18 protein-coding genes are annotated in these 16,970 nt (G+C 59.9%); 11 read left to right on the top strand and 7 right to left on the bottom strand.

Features of this window, described 5'->3' with window-relative positions; all coding sequences use genetic code 11:
* The first annotated feature begins 19 nt into the window (after nt 1-19).
* Nucleotides 20-1,258 carry a cyclopropane-fatty-acyl-phospholipid synthase family protein gene (locus V8359_RS00325; RefSeq protein WP_336426702.1) on the top strand — a complete coding sequence of 413 codons (1,239 nt, stop codon included), beginning with the start codon at nt 20-22 and terminating at the stop codon, nt 1,256-1,258.
* Between the two features lie 3 nt (nt 1,259-1,261).
* On the opposite strand, the gene V8359_RS00320 is transcribed toward V8359_RS00325, so the two are convergent.
* Together V8359_RS00320 and V8359_RS00315 are read right to left on the bottom strand one after the other, a co-directional pair.
* Entirely contained in the window at nt 1,262-1,906 is a 645-nt protein-coding gene (locus V8359_RS00320; protein WP_336426701.1) for an aminotransferase class IV family protein, read from the bottom strand.
* The gene (locus V8359_RS00315; protein ID WP_336426700.1) at nt 1,861-2,988 is read right to left on the bottom strand and encodes an aminodeoxychorismate synthase component I; all 1,128 of its coding nucleotides are present in this window, start codon (nt 2,986-2,988) and stop codon (nt 1,861-1,863) included. Before V8359_RS00315 ends, V8359_RS00320 begins: the two co-directional genes overlap by 46 nt.
* Nucleotides 2,989-3,132: 144 nt before the next feature.
* On the opposite strand from V8359_RS00315, the gene carB reads away from it, so the two are divergent.
* The 4 genes from carB (at nt 3,133) to V8359_RS00295 (ending at nt 9,714) form a co-directional block, all read left to right on the top strand.
* Nucleotides 3,133-6,435, top strand: coding sequence for a carbamoyl-phosphate synthase large subunit (gene carB, locus V8359_RS00310; RefSeq protein ID WP_336426699.1), 3,303 nt, complete (start codon nt 3,133-3,135; stop codon nt 6,433-6,435).
* Between the two features lie 119 nt (nt 6,436-6,554).
* A complete protein-coding gene (locus tag V8359_RS00305; RefSeq protein WP_336426698.1) occupies nt 6,555-6,746 on the top strand; it encodes a PLDc N-terminal domain-containing protein in 192 nt (63 codons plus the stop codon).
* A 14-nt stretch (nt 6,747-6,760) separates the two neighbouring features.
* Nucleotides 6,761-7,786, top strand: a complete 1,026-nt coding sequence (locus V8359_RS00300; protein WP_336426697.1) for a YihY/virulence factor BrkB family protein — start codon at nt 6,761-6,763, stop codon at nt 7,784-7,786.
* Between the two features lie 314 nt (nt 7,787-8,100).
* Nucleotides 8,101-9,714 (top strand): phospholipase D-like domain-containing protein, encoded by a 1,614-nt coding sequence (locus V8359_RS00295; RefSeq protein WP_336426696.1) that lies wholly within the window; start codon nt 8,101-8,103, stop codon nt 9,712-9,714.
* A 23-nt stretch (nt 9,715-9,737) separates the two neighbouring features.
* Here V8359_RS00295 and V8359_RS00290 read toward each other — a convergent pair whose 3' ends face one another.
* Together V8359_RS00290 and V8359_RS00285 are read right to left on the bottom strand one after the other, a co-directional pair.
* On the bottom strand, nt 9,738-10,799 hold the full coding sequence (locus V8359_RS00290; protein WP_336426695.1) for an AI-2E family transporter: 1,062 nt from the start codon (nt 10,797-10,799) through the stop codon (nt 9,738-9,740).
* Nucleotides 10,800-10,858: 59 nt separating this feature from the next.
* On the bottom strand, nt 10,859-11,590 hold the full coding sequence (locus tag V8359_RS00285; protein WP_336426694.1) for a Crp/Fnr family transcriptional regulator: 732 nt from the start codon (nt 11,588-11,590) through the stop codon (nt 10,859-10,861).
* Between the two features lie 68 nt (nt 11,591-11,658).
* Between V8359_RS00285 and V8359_RS00280 the strand changes: the two genes are divergently transcribed.
* Entirely contained in the window at nt 11,659-12,060 is a 402-nt protein-coding gene (locus tag V8359_RS00280) for a hypothetical protein (protein ID WP_336426693.1), read from the top strand.
* A 26-nt stretch (nt 12,061-12,086) separates the two neighbouring features.
* Here the strand turns inward: V8359_RS00280 and V8359_RS00275 are convergent, their stop codons facing one another.
* Both V8359_RS00275 and V8359_RS00270 read right to left on the bottom strand, forming a co-directional pair.
* Nucleotides 12,087-12,452, bottom strand: a complete 366-nt coding sequence (locus tag V8359_RS00275) for a phage holin family protein (RefSeq protein WP_336426692.1) — start codon at nt 12,450-12,452, stop codon at nt 12,087-12,089.
* Nucleotides 12,453-12,455: 3 nt separating this feature from the next.
* Nucleotides 12,456-12,779, bottom strand: a complete 324-nt coding sequence (locus V8359_RS00270) for a DUF883 family protein (protein WP_336426691.1) — start codon at nt 12,777-12,779, stop codon at nt 12,456-12,458.
* A 248-nt stretch (nt 12,780-13,027) separates the two neighbouring features.
* On the opposite strand from V8359_RS00270, the gene V8359_RS00265 reads away from it, so the two are divergent.
* A complete protein-coding gene (locus V8359_RS00265; RefSeq protein ID WP_336426690.1) occupies nt 13,028-13,195 on the top strand; it encodes a DUF1328 domain-containing protein in 168 nt (55 codons plus the stop codon).
* A gap of 86 nt (nt 13,196-13,281) precedes the next feature.
* Here V8359_RS00265 and V8359_RS00260 read toward each other — a convergent pair whose 3' ends face one another.
* A complete protein-coding gene (locus V8359_RS00260; RefSeq protein ID WP_336426689.1) occupies nt 13,282-14,103 on the bottom strand; it encodes a response regulator in 822 nt (273 codons plus the stop codon).
* A gap of 107 nt (nt 14,104-14,210) precedes the next feature.
* Between V8359_RS00260 and V8359_RS00255 the strand changes: the two genes are divergently transcribed.
* The 4 genes from V8359_RS00255 (at nt 14,211) to V8359_RS00240 (ending at nt 16,955) form a co-directional block, all read left to right on the top strand.
* Nucleotides 14,211-14,399, top strand: a complete 189-nt coding sequence (locus tag V8359_RS00255) for a NepR family anti-sigma factor (protein ID WP_336427897.1) — start codon at nt 14,211-14,213, stop codon at nt 14,397-14,399.
* Nucleotides 14,396-14,953, top strand: a complete 558-nt coding sequence (locus V8359_RS00250; protein WP_336426688.1) for an RNA polymerase sigma factor — start codon at nt 14,396-14,398, stop codon at nt 14,951-14,953. Before V8359_RS00255 ends, V8359_RS00250 begins: the two co-directional genes overlap by 4 nt.
* A complete protein-coding gene (locus V8359_RS00245; RefSeq protein WP_336426687.1) occupies nt 14,950-16,734 on the top strand; it encodes a histidine kinase dimerization/phosphoacceptor domain -containing protein in 1,785 nt (594 codons plus the stop codon). The genes V8359_RS00250 and V8359_RS00245 overlap by 4 nt, the downstream gene beginning before the upstream one ends.
* Before the next feature lie 80 nt (nt 16,735-16,814).
* The gene (locus V8359_RS00240) at nt 16,815-16,955 is read left to right on the top strand and encodes an entericidin A/B family lipoprotein (protein ID WP_336426686.1); all 141 of its coding nucleotides are present in this window, start codon (nt 16,815-16,817) and stop codon (nt 16,953-16,955) included.
* The last annotated feature ends 15 nt before the right edge of the window (nt 16,956-16,970 follow it).

Here is a 16,970-nt window from a genome sequence, read left to right as displayed (position 1 = left end):
CGCCAAGGGAGACAAGAGTATGTGGACACGCGTATTGGATACTTTTCTCGCGCATATGATTCAGCGAGGAGAACTGACCGTGACGCTGGCGGATGGCCAGACACGCAGATACGGCGACGCCTCTCTCGGTCCGTCCGTGGCGATTGCCTTTCATGACGAAACCTTGCCCCGCAAGATCGTCATGAGCCCCGACCTCGCGGCGGGCGAGGCGTATATGGACAAACGTCTGACGATCGAGAACGACGACCTGCGCGGCTTCCTCGACCTCACGGTGTTCAACATGTCGCTGGCCGGTGAACCCTGGTATCGGACGCCGATGGAATGGGCCCGGAACGCCGGACGCTTCTTGCAACAGTTCAACCCGGCGCCGCGTGCCCGCGCCAATGTCGCACATCACTACGATCTCTCGGGTGAGCTTTACGACCTTTTCCTCGACACGGACCGGCAGTATTCATGCGCCTACTTTCGGGATCCCGACATGTCGCTTGAGGCCGCGCAGGAGGCCAAAAAGCACCACATCGCCCGCAAGCTCATGATCGAGCCGGGGATGCGCGTCCTCGATATCGGCTGTGGTTGGGGCGGGATGGGCCTGACACTTGCGCGGGATTACGGCGCCGACGTCACCGGGGTTACCCTTTCAACCGAACAGCACGCAATGGCGAATGCCCGCGCCCAAAAGGCCGGTCTTTCGGACAGTGCCCGCTTTGAGATGATCGACTACCGCGACGTTCAGGGCAGGTTCGACCGTATCGTCTCTGTCGGGATGTTCGAACATGTGGGCGTTCCGCATTACAACACCTATTTCCGGTCGGTGCATGATCTGCTCACTTCCGACGGCGTGGCGCTCATCCATACCATCGGGCGCGCCGATCCGCCGGGAACCACAAGTCCTTGGCTCAGGAAGTATATCTTCCCCGGCGGCTATGTGCCCGCCATGTCCGAAACCATGCGCGCCGTGGAAAAACAGGAACTGATCGCAACGGATGTCGAAATCTGGCGCCTTCACTATGCCGAAACGCTCAAACACTGGCACACTCGCTTCGTCGAAAACGAAGACAAGGCACGCGCGCTCTATGACGAGCGGTTTTGCCGGATGTGGCGGTTCTATCTGCTGGCCTGCGAAATGATGTTTCGTCACGCGGCGCAGGTCGTCTTTCAGTTTCAGCTCACGCGCGACCGGTATGCGGTGCCACAGACGCGCGATTACATGTATGCCCCACAGGAGGATGACACCACCACGCGGGAGGCGGCAGAATGACAGTCAGTCATCTGTCATCCTCGCCGGGATCAACCCCCTGAGCGCGTTTCCCACGTAAAGCGCAGCGCCTTGCAAATCCTCGGGCTCAAGCGGCGCTTCACGTGCGCGGCCTTCGCTCAGCAACACCTCGCGCAAAATACCCGGAAGCGCGCCTTCGCTGACTGGCGGCGTCAAGAGGTGACCCTCTCGCGCCACGAAAAGGCTGGTGATGCTCCCCTCGCACAGGCGGCCCCGATCGTTGAGAAAGATCACCTCGTCCACGTTTTCGGGCAGGTCGGCCCGCGCCGCGTCATAAAGCCCGCGCTGCGTGCTTTTCACCCGACGCCATGGGTCATCCGCGTTGATGATACCGTGATGTGTGATCGCCACACGCCATACCGCCCCGTCCTCAAGCGGCGTGAAGGGCGCGGCGGTCGTCTCGGCGCGGCCATCTGCCGCGACCGTCAGACGCACGCGCAATGGCCCGTCGCCTCTTACCGCCGCCATCGCGTCCGGCACCTGCGTGGTGTCGATGCCCATGCGCGCCGCCGCCCGCTCAAGACGCGCAAGATGCCGCGCGCCATGGCGAAACCCCGCATCCGGCGCCCAGTGCAGCGTTTCGATCAGGCGGAAACCGGGGTCATCTGGCGGGCAAACCGGGCCTTCCACAGCGCCTCCTCATATTCTCCTTCGCCGGTGCTGTCATGGACCACGCCACCGCCGACATTAAGCCGCGCCGTGCCGTCCTGCTCGACCAGAAGCGTGCGAATGGCCACGTTGAACTCCGACCGGCCATCCGGCGCGGCCCAGCCGATCGTGCCACAGTAAACATCACGCGGCCACGGCTCCAGTTCGCGGATGATCTCCATCGCCCGAACCTTGGGCGCGCCGGTAATCGACCCACAGGGAAAGAGCGCGGCAAAGATTTCACCCAGCCCGGTTCCCGGCACCATCTGCGCCGAAATGAGCGACGTCATCTGATGCACCGTCTCATAGCTTTCAACGGTAAAAAGCTCTGGCACGCGCACGCTACCCGCCTCGCTCACCCGGCTCAGGTCGTTGCGGAGAAGGTCCACGATCATCAGGTTCTCGGCGCGGTTTTTCTCGTCCGATTGCAGGAAATACCGCCGCCGCGCATCCTCGGTCGGGTCATCACTGCGCGGTTGCGTGCCTTTCATCGGGCGCGTCTCGATCCGGCCTTTTCGGTCGGTTCGAAAGAAAAGCTCGGGGGAGCGCGACAAAATGGCGGGCGTATCCTCGGCCTCGATCATCACGCCATAGCGGACCGGTTGCACGGCACTCAGCGCGGCATGAATCGCTTGCGGTGAACCCTCGGTCCCGACCTCGATGGGAAAGGTCAGGTTCACCTGATAGATATCACCCGCGCTGATATAGTCCTGCACCTTCGCAAAGGCCGCCTCATAGCGCGCCGCGGTCCAGCGCGGCGCGAATCCGGTCAGCCCCGCCTTGCCCGCCACGAGCGGCGCCGCCGCATCGGGGCGGCAGAAGGCGCCGAATCGCAAAAGCGGGAGCCGCCGCCCCTCCGGCAACAACGGCGCAAGCTTGGGTTCCAGCACATAGCCCAATTCATAGCTGGCATACCCCGCAAGCCAAAACCCCGCATCCCGCGCCGCTTCCAGAGCCTTCAGCGCATCAGGCACCTCGTCGGCCGCTTCGGCGACGATCTCATGCTCAGCCCCGGCAAAGACACACGCTTCGCCTTCGGGTCCATGATCAAAGCGAATTCGCACGTCAGCGCCACCCTTCTTGCTCGACTTCGCGCTATGTAATACCCCCGCGCGCCATTGACACCCTGAAAACGGCCTTCGCCCCCTTGCGCCGCCTCGCGCGATGGATATAACCCGCTTCAATTTGCGCATCACCCGGGGGTCGTCATGCCGAAAAGAACCGATATCAAATCCATCATGATCATCGGAGCCGGCCCCATCATAATCGGTCAGGCTTGCGAATTCGACTACTCCGGCGCACAGGCTTGCAAGGCTCTTCGCGAAGAAGGGTATCGCGTCATCCTCGTGAATTCCAACCCGGCCACGATCATGACCGACCCCGAGCTGGCCGACGCGACCTATATCGAACCCATCACCCCCGAGATTGTCGCCAAGATCATCGAAAAGGAACGTCCAGACGCGCTTTTGCCCACCATGGGCGGGCAGACCGGGCTCAACACCGCGCTCGCCGTGGCCGATATGGGCGTGCTCGAAAAATTCGACGTGGAACTGATCGGTGCCAACCGCGAGGCCATCGAGATGGCCGAGGATCGCAAACTCTTCCGCGAGGCGATGGACCGGCTAGGCATTGAAAACCCCAAGGCCACCATCGCCAACAACATGGAAGAATGCATGGCGGCGATTGATTACGTGGGTCTGCCCGCGATTATCCGCCCCGCCTTTACCCTTGGGGGGACCGGCGGCGGTGTCGCCTATAATCGCGACGATTACGAGTTTTACTGCAAATCCGGCCTTGATGCCTCACCGGTCAGCCAGATCCTCATCGACGAGTCTCTGCTGGGCTGGAAAGAGTTCGAGATGGAGGTCGTCCGCGACAAGGCGGACAACGCGATCATCGTCTGCGCCATCGAAAACGTCGACCCGATGGGCGTGCACACTGGCGATTCGATCACCGTGGCCCCTGCCCTCACGCTCACGGACAAGGAATATCAGATCATGCGCAACGGCTCCATCGCCGTGCTGCGCGAGATCGGGGTCGAGACCGGCGGCTCGAACGTGCAATGGGCGGTGAACCCCGACGATGGCCGCATGGTGGTGATCGAGATGAACCCGCGCGTGTCGCGCTCCTCGGCGCTGGCCTCGAAGGCCACGGGTTTCCCGATTGCCAAGATCGCGGCCAAGCTTGCGGTTGGCTATACGCTCGATGAGTTGGACAACGACATCACCAAGGTGACGCCCGCGTCTTTCGAGCCAACCATCGACTATGTCGTGACCAAGATTCCGCGCTTCGCCTTCGAAAAATTCCCCGGCGCCGAGCCCAACCTGACGACGGCGATGAAATCGGTCGGAGAGGCCATGGCCATCGGCCGCACGATCCATGAATCGCTGCAAAAGGCGCTGGCCTCGATGGAGACCGGCCTGTCGGGTTTTGACGAGGTGGCCATCGAAGGGGCCCCGGATCACGCCGCCATCATCCGCGCCATAAGCGCACAGACCCCGGACCGGATGCGCACCATCGCGCAGGCGATGCGCGAAGGCCTGTCGGATGACGACATTCACGCCGCCACCTCTTTTGATCCGTGGTTCCTTGCCCGGATTCGCGAAATCGTCGATGCCGAAGCCCGCGTCCGCGCCAACGGCCTGCCCACCGACGAGGCCGGATTGCGGCACCTCAAGATGATGGGCTTCACCGATGCGCGGCTGGCCATGCTCACCGATATCTCCGAACACGATGTGCGCGCCGCGCGCCATGCCGCCGGCGTCACCGCGGTCTTCAAGCGGATCGACACCTGCGCCGCCGAATTCGAGGCGCAGACCCCCTACATGTATTCCACCTACGAGGCCCCGATGATGGGGGACGTGGAATGCGAGGCGCGGCCCTCGGACGCCAAAAAGGTCGTGATCCTCGGCGGTGGTCCGAACCGGATCGGTCAGGGGATCGAGTTCGATTACTGCTGTTGTCACGCCTGTTTCGCGCTATCGGATGCGGGCTATGAAACGATCATGGTCAACTGCAACCCCGAGACGGTGTCGACCGATTACGACACCTCAGATCGGCTCTACTTCGAACCGCTGACATTTGAGCACGTGATGGAAATCCTGCGCGTCGAGCAGGAGCGCGGCACGCTGCATGGTGTCATCGTTCAGTTCGGTGGCCAAACCCCGCTCAAGCTTGCCAACGCGCTCGAGGCCGAGGGGATACCAATCCTTGGCACCACACCCGACGCCATCGACCTCGCCGAGGATCGTGAACGGTTTCAGGCGCTCGTGACCAAGCTGGACCTCAAGCAACCGCAGAACGGCATCGCCTCGACTGACGCACAGGCGCTTGAAATCGCCAAGGATATTGGATTTCCGCTGGTCATCCGTCCGTCCTATGTTCTGGGCGGCCGGGCGATGGAAATCGTGCGCGACATGGCCCATCTCGAACGCTACATCGCCGAGGCGGTCGTCGTTTCGGGCAAAAGTCCGGTATTGCTCGACGGCTATCTCTCGGGGGCCATCGAATGCGACGTGGATGCGCTTTCGGATGGTAAAACCGTGCATGTCGCAGGCATCATGCAGCACATCGAGGAGGCGGGCGTTCATTCCGGCGACAGCGCCTGTTCACTGCCCCCCTATTCGCTCTCGCGTGACATCATAGACGAGATCGAGCGGCAAACCCGCGATCTGGCGCTCGCGCTCAATGTCGTGGGCCTGATGAACGTGCAATTCGCGGTTAAGGACGGTGAGATCTACCTGATCGAGGTAAACCCCCGCGCCTCGCGCACCGTGCCCTTCGTGGCCAAGGCCACCGACAGCGCCATCGCGTCCATCGCGGCGCGCCTCATGGCGGGCGAACCGATGTCGAACTTCCCCCATCGCGGCGCTTATCCGGCGGACACCAAACCCGGCACCCTGCCCATGGCCGATCCGTTGTCCCTCGCCGATCCGGCGATGCCGTGGTTCTCGGTCAAGGAAGCGGTGCTGCCCTTCGCACGCTTCCCCGGCGTCGATACGATCCTTGGGCCGGAAATGCGCTCCACAGGCGAGGTGATGGGCTGGGACGTGTCCTTCCCGCGCGCCTTCCTCAAGGCACAGATGGGCGCGGGGGTGGACCTGCCCCAAAGCGGGCGGGTGTTCATCTCGATCAAGGACAGCGACAAAACCCCACAGCTTGTAGACGCAGCCCAAGTGCTCACCGACCTGGGCTTCAGCCTCGTGGCGACACGCGGCACCGCTGCCTTCCTGACCGAGGCCGGGCTGGCCTGTGACGTTGTGAACAAGGTCTACGAGGGCCGCCCCAACATCGTTGACATGCTCAAGGACAGTCAGATCGACCTCGTGATCAACACCACCGAGGGCGCGCAATCGGTCGAGGACAGCCGCGAAATCCGGTCGGTCGCGCTCTATGACAAACTTCCGTATTTCACCACCGCCGCCGCTGCCCATGCCGCCGCACAGGCCATGCAGGCGCGGCTTGAAGGCGATCTCGGCGTCCTGCCCCTTCAGGGAGAGCGTGACCGCTAAAAGGTCGCGCCCCCTGCCCCTTTTCCGCCTGCGCCTTTCGGAACCAATCCGCCAAGCGCGCGTTCGTCGTTTGACACTCCGCGCGCGCCTGCGCCGGTCAAAGACGAAAGGGTAAATCCATGTTAGAAGTAAGTGGAATCGGCGGGCTGATCCTGTTGGTCCTCGATATCTGGGCCATCGTGTCCATCGTCGGATCATCTGTTTCCACGGGCAAGAAGGTGCTTTGGGTCTTGCTGGTCATATTGCTGCCTCTTCTGGGCTTCATCATTTGGCTCATTGCCGGGCCCCGATCCACAGCGACAGCGCGGTGAACCGGAAGTTTGTCGTGACCCCGGGACAGTTTTCCCCAAAGGTGTGGTGGCACGTTCTGTTGCGCGTGATCACCGAGATCGACAATCGCAACCTTGGCCTCATCTCCGCCGGGGTGGCGTTCTATGCGCTTCTGTCCCTCTTTCCCGCGATTGCAGCGCTGGTTGCGATCTGGGGCTTTGCGGGTGACCCCGCCGTGCTGATGGGACAATTCGAAATGGCGCGGCAATTCCTGCCCGAAGAAGCCTATATGCTGATCTTCGATCAGGTGAACAAACTGGTGAGCACCGACAGCACCACACTTCAATGGACCTCGCTGCTGTCGCTTGCGGTGTCGATCTGGTCCGCCAAAAACGCCACAGCTGCGATCATCCGTGGCCTGAACTCGGTTTACCGCGAAAGTCACCGTCAGAATACATTGATCCGCTACGGCGTTTCCATCGGTCTGACGCTTCTGATGATGATAGCCGCGATCATCGCTGTCGGCCTCGTAATCGCGCTGCCGGTGGCGCTGGCCTTGTTGAACCTCCCGTTCAAGGTTGAACTTCTTATTACCGGTCTCAAATGGATGGTGCTCTTGGGCGTGATGCTGCTGTGCATCGGACTGCTCTATCGCTATGGCCCGAACCGCCGTGGCGCGGTAATGCCATGGCTCACACCGGGCGCGGTCTTCGCTCTGGTGACGTGGCTGGCCGGGTCCATCGCCTTTTCCATCTACCTGCGCAACTTCGGCTCATTCAACGAGGTTTATGGCTCGCTCGGGGCATTGGTCGCGCTGTTATTTTGGCTTTATCTAAGCGCCTTCGTCGTGCTGATCGGGGCACAAATCAATGCCGAGCTTGAACTGCAAACCGCCGAAGACACGACCGTCGGCGCGCACCGTCCCCCCGGTGATCGAGAGGCGTTTGTGGCCGATTACATGGTAAATGACGAAGGGGACGTCCACCCCGCCGCCCCCGCCGAGGTGCTTGACGCGACGGGCCCCGAAGCGCCTGCCGAAGACCACGACGAGAGCGACTCCGAAGAGGTGAAAAAAACATGACACAAACGGGAACCAAGCCGCAGTTGATTTGTTTAGATTACAAGGCGTTGAAAATTGCGTCTTCCCCTGCGCGCGTGGCGTCCCATCCCATTTAACCACGCGTGCTTTCATCCGACTGTCCCTCGGATGACTGCCCCCGTCACTTACTTGGCGGGGGCATTCTTTTTGATCCATGCGAAGCGCCCCGCCTTGGGCGCGCCCAAGATAGCGGCGACCGAATAGACGGAAAAAAGACTGCGACGACGATTCCAAATGTCGGCAGGATGCGCCGTTGCCTGACCGACTTTAAATGTGACAGGAGGCTGACCGCCATCATGCGCCCGATTGAAACCAGCACGATGGACAACACCGGTCGCCCGGAGAACAGATCCGGCGACGACACGATCGACGACCTTGAAATCGCTCTCACAGCGGGCGAGGCTTATCCCAAGCTCGAGCAGGCCTTCCTGAACGCAACGCAAGAGATCAGTTGCAGCTTTCGGATGTTCGATTTTTGCACAGGGCTGCGGTCCGCAGAGGCCCGCAAGATCGGTGAGACGTGGTTCGATCTGATGGAGCATACACTGGACCGCGGCATCAAGGTTCGCCTTGTCATTTCGGATTTCGATCCGGTCGCCGCGCCTAAACTGCATCAGAATACATGGCGCACATGTCGCCAAGTGGCGGCGTTGCAAGAACTGAGCGGCAGCGCTCACAACCTGACCTATATCGGGGCGCTGCACAACGCCGCTATCGGTCCGTTCCCGCGCCTTCTCTTCGCGCCACTCGTGCGCCGGAAGTTGAAAGAGATACGTCAGCTCTGGAACAACATGACCCATCCACAGCGCAGCCGGTTTCGCGATGAGACCCCGCGCCTGCGCGACGTCATACATCCGGAAAAGGGCGGCGAGTTGCGCATGTTTCCGCGTCGTGTGACCCTAGTGCCCGCCACCCATCATCAGAAGATTGCCGTATTCGACAGGCGTTACGTGTCGATCGGGGGGCTCGACGTAAATGAACGCCGCTATGACACGCGGGCCCATGACCGTGCCGCAGAACAGACATGGCATGACGTTCAGGCCTTCGTGACCGGCCCCATTGCCGAAACCGTGGCCCGGCATCTCGACACCTTCCTCGACAACGTCGCCGGTGAGACCAGTCCGCAGCCGCAGGCAGACAATTTTCTGCGCACGATCTCGAAGGTGCGCTTGCGCAATCTCTGGCGCGTCGCACCTGAAACACTGGTTGACGAACTCTGTCAGCAACATCTCGAAAATATCGCCAAGGCCGAACACTTCATCTATCTTGAAACGCAGTTCCTCAGGCACGTCCCGATTGCCCGCGCGCTTGCCCGCCGGGCCGGCGAATGCCCCTCTCTGCGCATTCTGCTCGTTCTGCCCGCCGCACCGGAAGACATGGCCTTTTCAGGCAACTGGGGGCTCGACGCCCGCTATGGCGAGGCGCTTCAGACGCGCTGTGTGTCGATCCTCAGCCGCGGCTTTGGCAGGCACCGGATGATGATCGCCTCCCCGGTTCAGCCACGCACAGATCACGAAGATCACGATGGCCGCGCGACACTTCACCAGGCGCCCCTCATATATGTGCATTCCAAAGTGTCGATCTTTGACGATACGCGCGGCATCGTCTCCTCTGGCAATCTCAACGGTCGCAGCATGAAATGGGATACCGAGGCAGGTTTGCACCTGACCGACCCTGATCAAGTCGCGCATCTTCGCAGCCGGGTCATGGGGCATTGGCTTCCAAAGGACTTGGCCAACCGCGACAGGTTTTTCGATACAAAACAGGGGTTCGAGTCGTGGAAAGCCCTCATTGAGGGCAACAGCAACCTGCCGCCGAAGTCACGCAGGGGGTTTCTGGTCCGTTACGATTCCGATGCCGCGCGCGACGCGGCGGTTACGGTGCCCGGCATCCCAGAAGAGGCCGTATGACCCCCGATTGACCGCGCCTTGGCTCAGTCCGCTTTCGCCGCCGAGACATCCGTTTTCTCGCCTGGGTCGAAAATGTCCGGCATCACCAGCACGAACACCAGAATGGGGATCGCGATGATGCCGCCGATCGGCCCCCAGAGCCACAACCAGAACACGAGCGAAACAAAGATCAAAAGCGGATTGACCGAAATATATCGCCCGACAAGCGTGGGCGTCACGAACTGTGCTTCCATCATGTTGAGAAACAGGAAGATCGCCGCCGGAACAAGGCTCATTAGACCGCTGAAGACAACCACGCCCGACACCAGAAGCCCCAGAATCACGACAACCGGGCCAAGGTAAAGGATGAAGTTAAGCAGGAACGCGGCCACGCCCCAGATCCAGGCGCCGGGCATCCCGATCGCCATGAGTGCCGCCCCGAGCGCGGCCCCAAGCGCTGCATTGATCGAGGAAATGGCGACAAAATATTGCGAGATAAGCCGCTCGACCGTGGTGAACCGATTGAGGATCATGTCGGTTTCAGCCTCCGTGCCGATATGCCCCGACAGCCAGCGATAGATGCCCTTGCGCGTCATCAAAAAGAAAAACAACGTCCCGACGAATATCAGCACCTGCATGATGATCACCGGCGCGTGGAAAAGCGCGGTAGACATATCAGGCACCCCGCTCGCAGCCGCCTCGCCGTTTTCCTTTTCGCTTCCGTTTCCTCCAAGCGCCTCCTCGACTTCGCGGTTAACCTCATCAAGGCCACGCACCAGGCCGCGAAACTCCGCCACCCAGCTTCGAAGCTCGAGCCGTATCTGCGGCAAGGCATCGGCAATGCGCCAGATCATCGGTTCAAGCAGAAAGACCAGCGCGCCGAAACAGACAAGTCCGACAATCAGCACCGTCACGGCGGCAAAGCGGCTTGGAAGGCCAAGCCGCTCAAGGAAGTCGGTAACAGGCGCGAGAATGACGCCGGTCACCAGCGCGAGAACCAGTGGCGCAAAGATATCCGCTGCGATCTTGAGCGCGGCCAGCGTCACGGTCGCCGCGATCAAGATCAGGGAAACCCGCGCCACCGGGTCTTCAAAAGGTTGTCTCATCTCACGACTCCCACTGGTTCGCGCTCCGTCATTTTTGCGGCGGTGTTGGTGAGTCTATTTCAGATAAGGGGCCGCTTCATGGGGGCGCGTCCGGGGTCTATATCCGCGATGTCGCAAAGCATTTCATATTGATGAATTGTCAGTGTGCCACCGCTCCAGTCGACGGCACCCTTTTCCCGAAGCTTGGCCAATGTCTTGTTGGTATGAACAAGTGACAGGCCAAGCGCATCGGCCAGATCCTGTTGCTTGTAGGGGAGCGGCATCCCCTTGCCTTTAACAAGGCCGGTGGCCGCGGCGCGGTCATGCAGCCTTACGAAGGCACGGGCGATGCGCTCAATTCCGCTCATATGACCAACCATGGCAAGGCTCTCGCCTAGGATATGTTCTTCCACGGCTGCAACCCATGTCAGATCATAAGCGCGGTCCGGGTGGTTCTGGAACAAATCCCACAGCGACCGGCGGTCAAACACGCATAGCGTCATGGGGGTGCTTGCCTCCACTGAATGCTGCATTTTTTTCATCACACCGGCCTGCAACCCAATGAAATCGCCGGGGAATACAAAGTTTATAACTTGCCGGTGGCCTGATGCGAGGGTCTTGTATCTAAGACCGAGACCTTCCAATGCCGTATAAAGTTGCGGGCTGTTCGATCCCTCAAGCATGAGTGTCGTGCCGGGCTCGACACGCATCTCTCCTGATTTGAAGTGCTGCATGAATTTGACCTCTTCAGCCGACATCGGATCAAAGATCGGCAGGTTTCGAAGTGGACAGTTCACGCATTTGGTACTCATTTCTTTGCTCCCGCATATGTCATAGTTAAATGCGCAGCAGCCGTGAATGTTCCACCATGGACCTTGTCATGAAAGATTTTGAATCCCACCGCACGATGAGCCACATGCACGGAAATGATTCGAGCGATATGGTCGTTCTGATTTTGGAACGGGACATGATTATTGCCGCCGATCTTACTGAGGCGCTGAAGTCACGTCGAAACCTGCATGTGATACACGTCGCCTCACCCGAGGACTGCGCCAAGGCACTTCACGGGATCAAACAGTTGCACGCCGCGATTGTCGAGCTTCGGCCCAGCGAATACGAAAGCTACCAGAATCAGCTTGATCAAGCTCTGCGAACGACCAACGTCATCTTTACCAACGGCGAGGATGAACAACAGCTTGCCGCAGCTCGGGGCTGGGCAATGCTGCCCAGACCGTTCAACGATGAAATGCTCGAAGAGGCGCTGTCACGCTTCAACATCTGAACAGACATGGCACGATATGATCCGCGTCAGCCCCGTTTTCGTGCTTCCCGGCCCGCCTGAAGACCTACGGCAAATCCCTCCGCCATTTGAAAGATCGGGTCTTTGGCTTGGCCCGCAGGGGGCGACTCGGGATGTGTGTCGGACGGGCCGTAATCCACGTCGCTCTGGGATTTTCCCCCAAAGGCCAAGATCGCGCCACCCAGCACAAGGTATAATCCCCCAAGCAGAAGTGCCGCCATCAACGCACCGTATTCAATCTCGATGATGATCCACAGTGCCGTGGTCAGAAATCCCAACCCCACGAGGCAGAAAACGGCCCCCACGACCGACAGAGCGGCCGCACGCGCCGTTTGGCGCGCGCGCTGTTTGACGTCATTGACGATACCCAGCATCCGTTACTTCCGGCCCGACATGAAGCCGAGAAGGAAGCCCACACCGACCGCAAGGCCGACAGCCGCCGCAGGCTGATTGCGAACCGCTTGTGCGGCCTGCGCACCCATCTCCTCGGCCGAGGATTGCGCGTGGCGAAGGCCGTCCTGTCCACGGGCCTGAAGATCGGCCGCGGTTTGGCGCGCGTTGTTCACCGCGGCGTCACGGCTGTGAACTCCGGCATTCTTCAGCGTCTCGGTGATCGCGCCCAGATCATTGCGCAAAGTGGCAATCTGTTCTGACAGCTCTTCGAAGTCCTTTTTCGGGTCTGCGGCTTTGGTTTGTGCCATGATATCGCTCCTGATTTTAAAATTCTCGATCTTCTTGCTCAAACGTCAAGCTCGCCAATGGGTTCCACGGCGGGCCTCATTTTTTACGCAGCCGCAGAAACAACAGGCAAAATGACTGCATGCTAAACGCCCGAGAGAATCGCCTCAAGGCGCGCGGACAAACTGGTCCCTTATGGAACCGCACCGCCAGACGGCACGTTGGCCATTCATCGCAACGAGTGAAGTAAATGTGAGTAAGGAGTAAACAAATGCTGTACTGGGCAATTCTCTTTCTAATCGTGGCCATCGTGGCCGGTATCTTCGGTTTTGGCGGGGTCGCTTCGGCGTCCGCCGGTATCGCACAGGTGTTGTTCACTATCTTTCTGGTACTGTTCATCGTGGCCATCATCACCCACGTGGTGCGTGGACGACGCTGACACACGACTCATTCAAACGGCATGACAAGGCCCGGTCGCCACGCGACCGGGCTTTCATTTTCGCGCCGTTCACAGGGCCCTCCGGCTCAGCCGGCTTTGAGCGTCTCTGTGCTGGCAAAGAACATCGCTTGGCTCACGGCCGATTGCACCTGATCCTCGGAATAGGGCTTGGTGATCAGGAAGGCAGGCTCGGGCCGCTCTCCTGTCAAAAGACGCTCGGGGAAGGCGGTGATGAAGACCACCGGGATATCGCCCATTTCCTCAAGAATATGCGCCACGGCATCAATGCCCGACGACTTGTCGGCAAGTTGAATGTCGGCAAGGATCATCTCTGGCGGATGTTTGCGGGCAAGGTCCACCGCCTGATCGCGTGTGCGCGCGATCCCGGTCACGTCATGCCCCATGCTTTCGACGATGGCCGAAATGTCCATCGCGATGATGGCCTCGTCTTCGATGATCATGATGCGACCTTTCACGCCCTGCGCCATCTCGATGCGCGCGATATTGATCAATTCGATCGCCTCGCTTTTGGGGACGTCCACAATCTCCCCGATCTGCGCCGCCGAAAATCCCTCGATGCTGTTAAGAAGCAACGCTTCGCGTGTATTCGATGTCAACGAGGCCAACCGTTTCTGCGTCTGCGCCTCGGGCGACTCCCCGGTCCCGGCCTCCTCGACGGGCGACCCGGAGGTCGACCAGATATGATGAAATGTCCGAAAGAGGCCCACGCGTGTTGTCGAGGCCCCCGAAACGGCATCCATGTCCTGCAAAATGGCCTCCAGAGTTACAGCGGCATAGTGATCGCCGCTTTGCTGATTTCCGGTCAAGGCCCGTGCGTACCGCCTCAGGTAAGGCAACTCCTGTGCGATCGCGTTGGTTAGATCGCCTTGTTTCGGTGCATCAATCATGGACATCCTCAATTTTTTTTCGCTTCATTGGAACCAAACTCCGTTGCGCATGTTAGGTTCCCGCTTGATGGGAAAAAAGCAAACCCTTCAGCGTGGGCAAAATTGAAATGACGCAAAAACGCAGGCAAACCGTGTTGGACAGACAAATAGACGAAAACCTCCGTCGTGTGTATTCGGAAATGACGCAAGAGCCGGTCCCGGACCGGCTGACTGCTCTTTTGCAGCAATTACGCGATAAGGAAGCCGAGACCGATGCAGCCATAGATCCGGGCGATTCATCGGAGGGTTCTAAGTGACGTCTGAACATCGCGACCCCAAAGAAGAAATGGTTGAACACCTTCAGGCCTTGCGTGCCTTCGCCATGTCGTTGACACGCAACACCGCCGGCGCCGACGATCTGGTTCAGGACACGGTCGTCAAAGCCTGGGGTAATCTCGATAAATTCACGGTCGGCACGAACATGCGCGCCTGGCTCTTCACGATCCTGCGCAATACCTATTATTCGCAGTATCGCAAACGCCGCCGCGAGGTCGAGGACCCCGATGGCGTGATGGCCGGCGCCTTGTCGGAAAAACCGGCGCATGACGGGCGGCTTGCCATGAATGAGTTCCGCGAAGCCTTTGCACAGCTCACCGACGAGCAGCGCGAAGTGCTGATTCTCGTCGGGGCCGAGGGCTTCTCCTACGACGATGCCGCCAAGATGTGCGGATGCGCCGTCGGAACCATCAAAAGCCGCACCAACCGGGCGCGCAAGCGTCTGGCGGAATTGATGAAACTTGACGACGATGACGAACTCGTGATGACGGACTCCGCGACACTGGCCGTCATTTCCCAGATTTCCGCAGCATGACCAAGCCATCCCCGTCTTCGCCGCGCTCGCCGCGGCTGGGGCTGGCATTGAAACTCGGCCTTGTGCTTTCGTTGGCATTGCTGCCACTCGGACTTATCTCGGTTTATCAAACTTCATCGGTCATGGCCGAACGCCGCGCCGCCTCCGAAGCCGCCCTGCTGGAACGGACACAACGCTCGGTGGCCTCCAGCCGCGAACTCATCCGCTCCGCCATCAGCGCGGCCCAGGCGCTCACCGCGTCTACGATCATGCTGCAAACCGAAGACGATCAATGCAATCGCGTCTTCTCCGAACTGGTGAAGGCCGCACCTCACTACGTCTTTGCCGGGTTTGTCGATAATGACATGCAGGTCGTCTGCTCCTCCACCGGAGAGCGTCGCGACCTGAGCGGGATCGACATATTGAACACCGATTTTTCCAGTGATTCTAGTAATTTGGTGGTTCTACCACAGGCATTCTTTGCCAATTTCGCGACCCTGAGCGCGACCGCCCCCGTCTATTCTGATGGTGAGCGGCTCGGCGTTATCTGGATTGCGGTGCCACTCGACGTCGCCAGCGAAACCCTGACTGGGCCCGGCGTCACGGTCGATCTCGCGGTGTTCAACGCCGATGGCGACGTTCTTGCCAGACGGAACGACGACAATGACCGCCGAGAGCTGCTTCCCGTCGATATTACCCCCGCCGAATTGGCCGAGCGCGGCCGCAACGCCTTCCGGGGTGTGAACCGCGCGGGCGAAACCCGCGATTTCGCTGTCGTGCCGATCATTGATGATCGCGTCTATGCCTTGGGAAGCTGGCCACAGATCAACAGCCGCAGTTTTTTCTCAGGCCCTGACGAGGTGTTTGCCCTGTTCTTCCCGCTCGTGATGTGGGTCATCGCGCTCGTCATCGGATATGCCGGAATCAACCGCCTCGTGATCCGCCATGTGAAGCGCCTCAGGCACTGGATGTATCTCTATTCCGCAGGCCATGGCGGTCTGGACAATGCCACGCTCGACAATGCACCGTCCGAAATCGAAGTCTTGGCCGACGCGTTCCGAGCGATGACTTGGCGCATCTCCGAACACGAACGGCGACAACAGGAAGATCTGAATCAGATTTCCACATTGTTCAAAGAGGTCCATCACAGGGTCAAAAACAACCTTCAACTCATCTCGAGCATGATGAACATGCAGATCAGAACCACCCAGAGCGAGGAGGCCAAACGCCTCCTGCGCCGGGTTCAGGACCGGGTGCTGGCGCTCTCCTCCATCCACCGCCACCTCTACATGGCACGCAAACTCGCTGTGATCGAGGCCGACGAACTTCTCGAAGAGATCATACAAAAGCTTGTCGTGGTTAGTTTTGTCGAAGGTCAGGGCGGCAAGATCGACTTTGCCACCGCCCTCGACAAGATCAATATCGACCCCGACCAATCCGTGCCGCTGACCCTTCTGGCGACCGAGGCCACGATGAATGCGGTCAAGTATTGCGGCCATGACAGCAGCGGGCACGCGTGGATCAACGTGGCGCTCAAACGCACCCCCAATGGCGAGGTGACACTCAGCGTGGTCAATTCGCTCTCACCTGATGGCACGCGCGCGGTCGATGCCTCGGATCTCGCGTCAAGCGGACTCGGCTCCAAACTCATCGAATCCTTCGCGTCACAGCTCAATGGCACGCTCGAGATCGAAGAAAACGAAGAACATTACGAGCTTCACGTGACCTTCACCCCCCTCGAAGTGGAGGATCCGCTCCATGCCCGCTATGACGAAGACCGCTATTTCACCGATCGGAAGTGACAGCCACACGAAAGGCGGGTCCTCACGGAACCATTGTTCCGACGCTGCGTTCGCCAAGTGACGCATTACAGGAGGATACCATGACCCGTTTCTTGATGACCGCTCTCTCGTTGACCGCGTTTCTCGGCGTCGCAGCCTGCGAAACCGTGAAAGGCGCCGGTCAAGATGTTGAAGATGCCGGCGAGGCCGTCACTGATGCGGCCATCGAGGCCGACACCTAAAGCGTTTCGCTGATG

The organism is Roseovarius sp. E0-M6, from assembly GCF_037083845.1.
Classification (GTDB): Bacteria; Pseudomonadota; Alphaproteobacteria; order Rhodobacterales; family Rhodobacteraceae; genus Roseovarius.
This window is presented reverse-complemented; position numbering and strand designations above follow the sequence as displayed.

Coding starts and splice junctions, on each gene's coding strand:
- V8359_RS00290 (WP_336426695.1), bottom strand. CDS start 10,799: ATGAGACAACCTTTTGAAGACCCGGTGGCGCGGGTTTCCCTGATCTTG.
- V8359_RS00280 (WP_336426693.1), top strand. CDS start 11,659: ATGAAAGATTTTGAATCCCACCGCACGATGAGCCACATGCACGGAAAT.
- V8359_RS00305 (WP_336426698.1), top strand. CDS start 6,555: ATGTTAGAAGTAAGTGGAATCGGCGGGCTGATCCTGTTGGTCCTCGAT.
- V8359_RS00295 (WP_336426696.1), top strand. CDS start 8,101: ATGCGCCCGATTGAAACCAGCACGATGGACAACACCGGTCGCCCGGAG.
- V8359_RS00260 (WP_336426689.1), bottom strand. CDS start 14,103: ATGATTGATGCACCGAAACAAGGCGATCTAACCAACGCGATCGCACAG.
- V8359_RS00240 (WP_336426686.1), top strand. CDS start 16,815: ATGACCCGTTTCTTGATGACCGCTCTCTCGTTGACCGCGTTTCTCGGC.
- V8359_RS00325 (WP_336426702.1), top strand. CDS start 20: ATGTGGACACGCGTATTGGATACTTTTCTCGCGCATATGATTCAGCGA.
- V8359_RS00245 (WP_336426687.1), top strand. CDS start 14,950: ATGACCAAGCCATCCCCGTCTTCGCCGCGCTCGCCGCGGCTGGGGCTG.
- V8359_RS00270 (WP_336426691.1), bottom strand. CDS start 12,779: ATGGCACAAACCAAAGCCGCAGACCCGAAAAAGGACTTCGAAGAGCTG.
- V8359_RS00275 (WP_336426692.1), bottom strand. CDS start 12,452: ATGCTGGGTATCGTCAATGACGTCAAACAGCGCGCGCGCCAAACGGCG.
- V8359_RS00285 (WP_336426694.1), bottom strand. CDS start 11,590: ATGAGTACCAAATGCGTGAACTGTCCACTTCGAAACCTGCCGATCTTT.
- carB (WP_336426699.1), top strand. CDS start 3,133: ATGCCGAAAAGAACCGATATCAAATCCATCATGATCATCGGAGCCGGC.
- V8359_RS00255 (WP_336427897.1), top strand. CDS start 14,211: ATGACGCAAAAACGCAGGCAAACCGTGTTGGACAGACAAATAGACGAA.
- V8359_RS00265 (WP_336426690.1), top strand. CDS start 13,028: ATGCTGTACTGGGCAATTCTCTTTCTAATCGTGGCCATCGTGGCCGGT.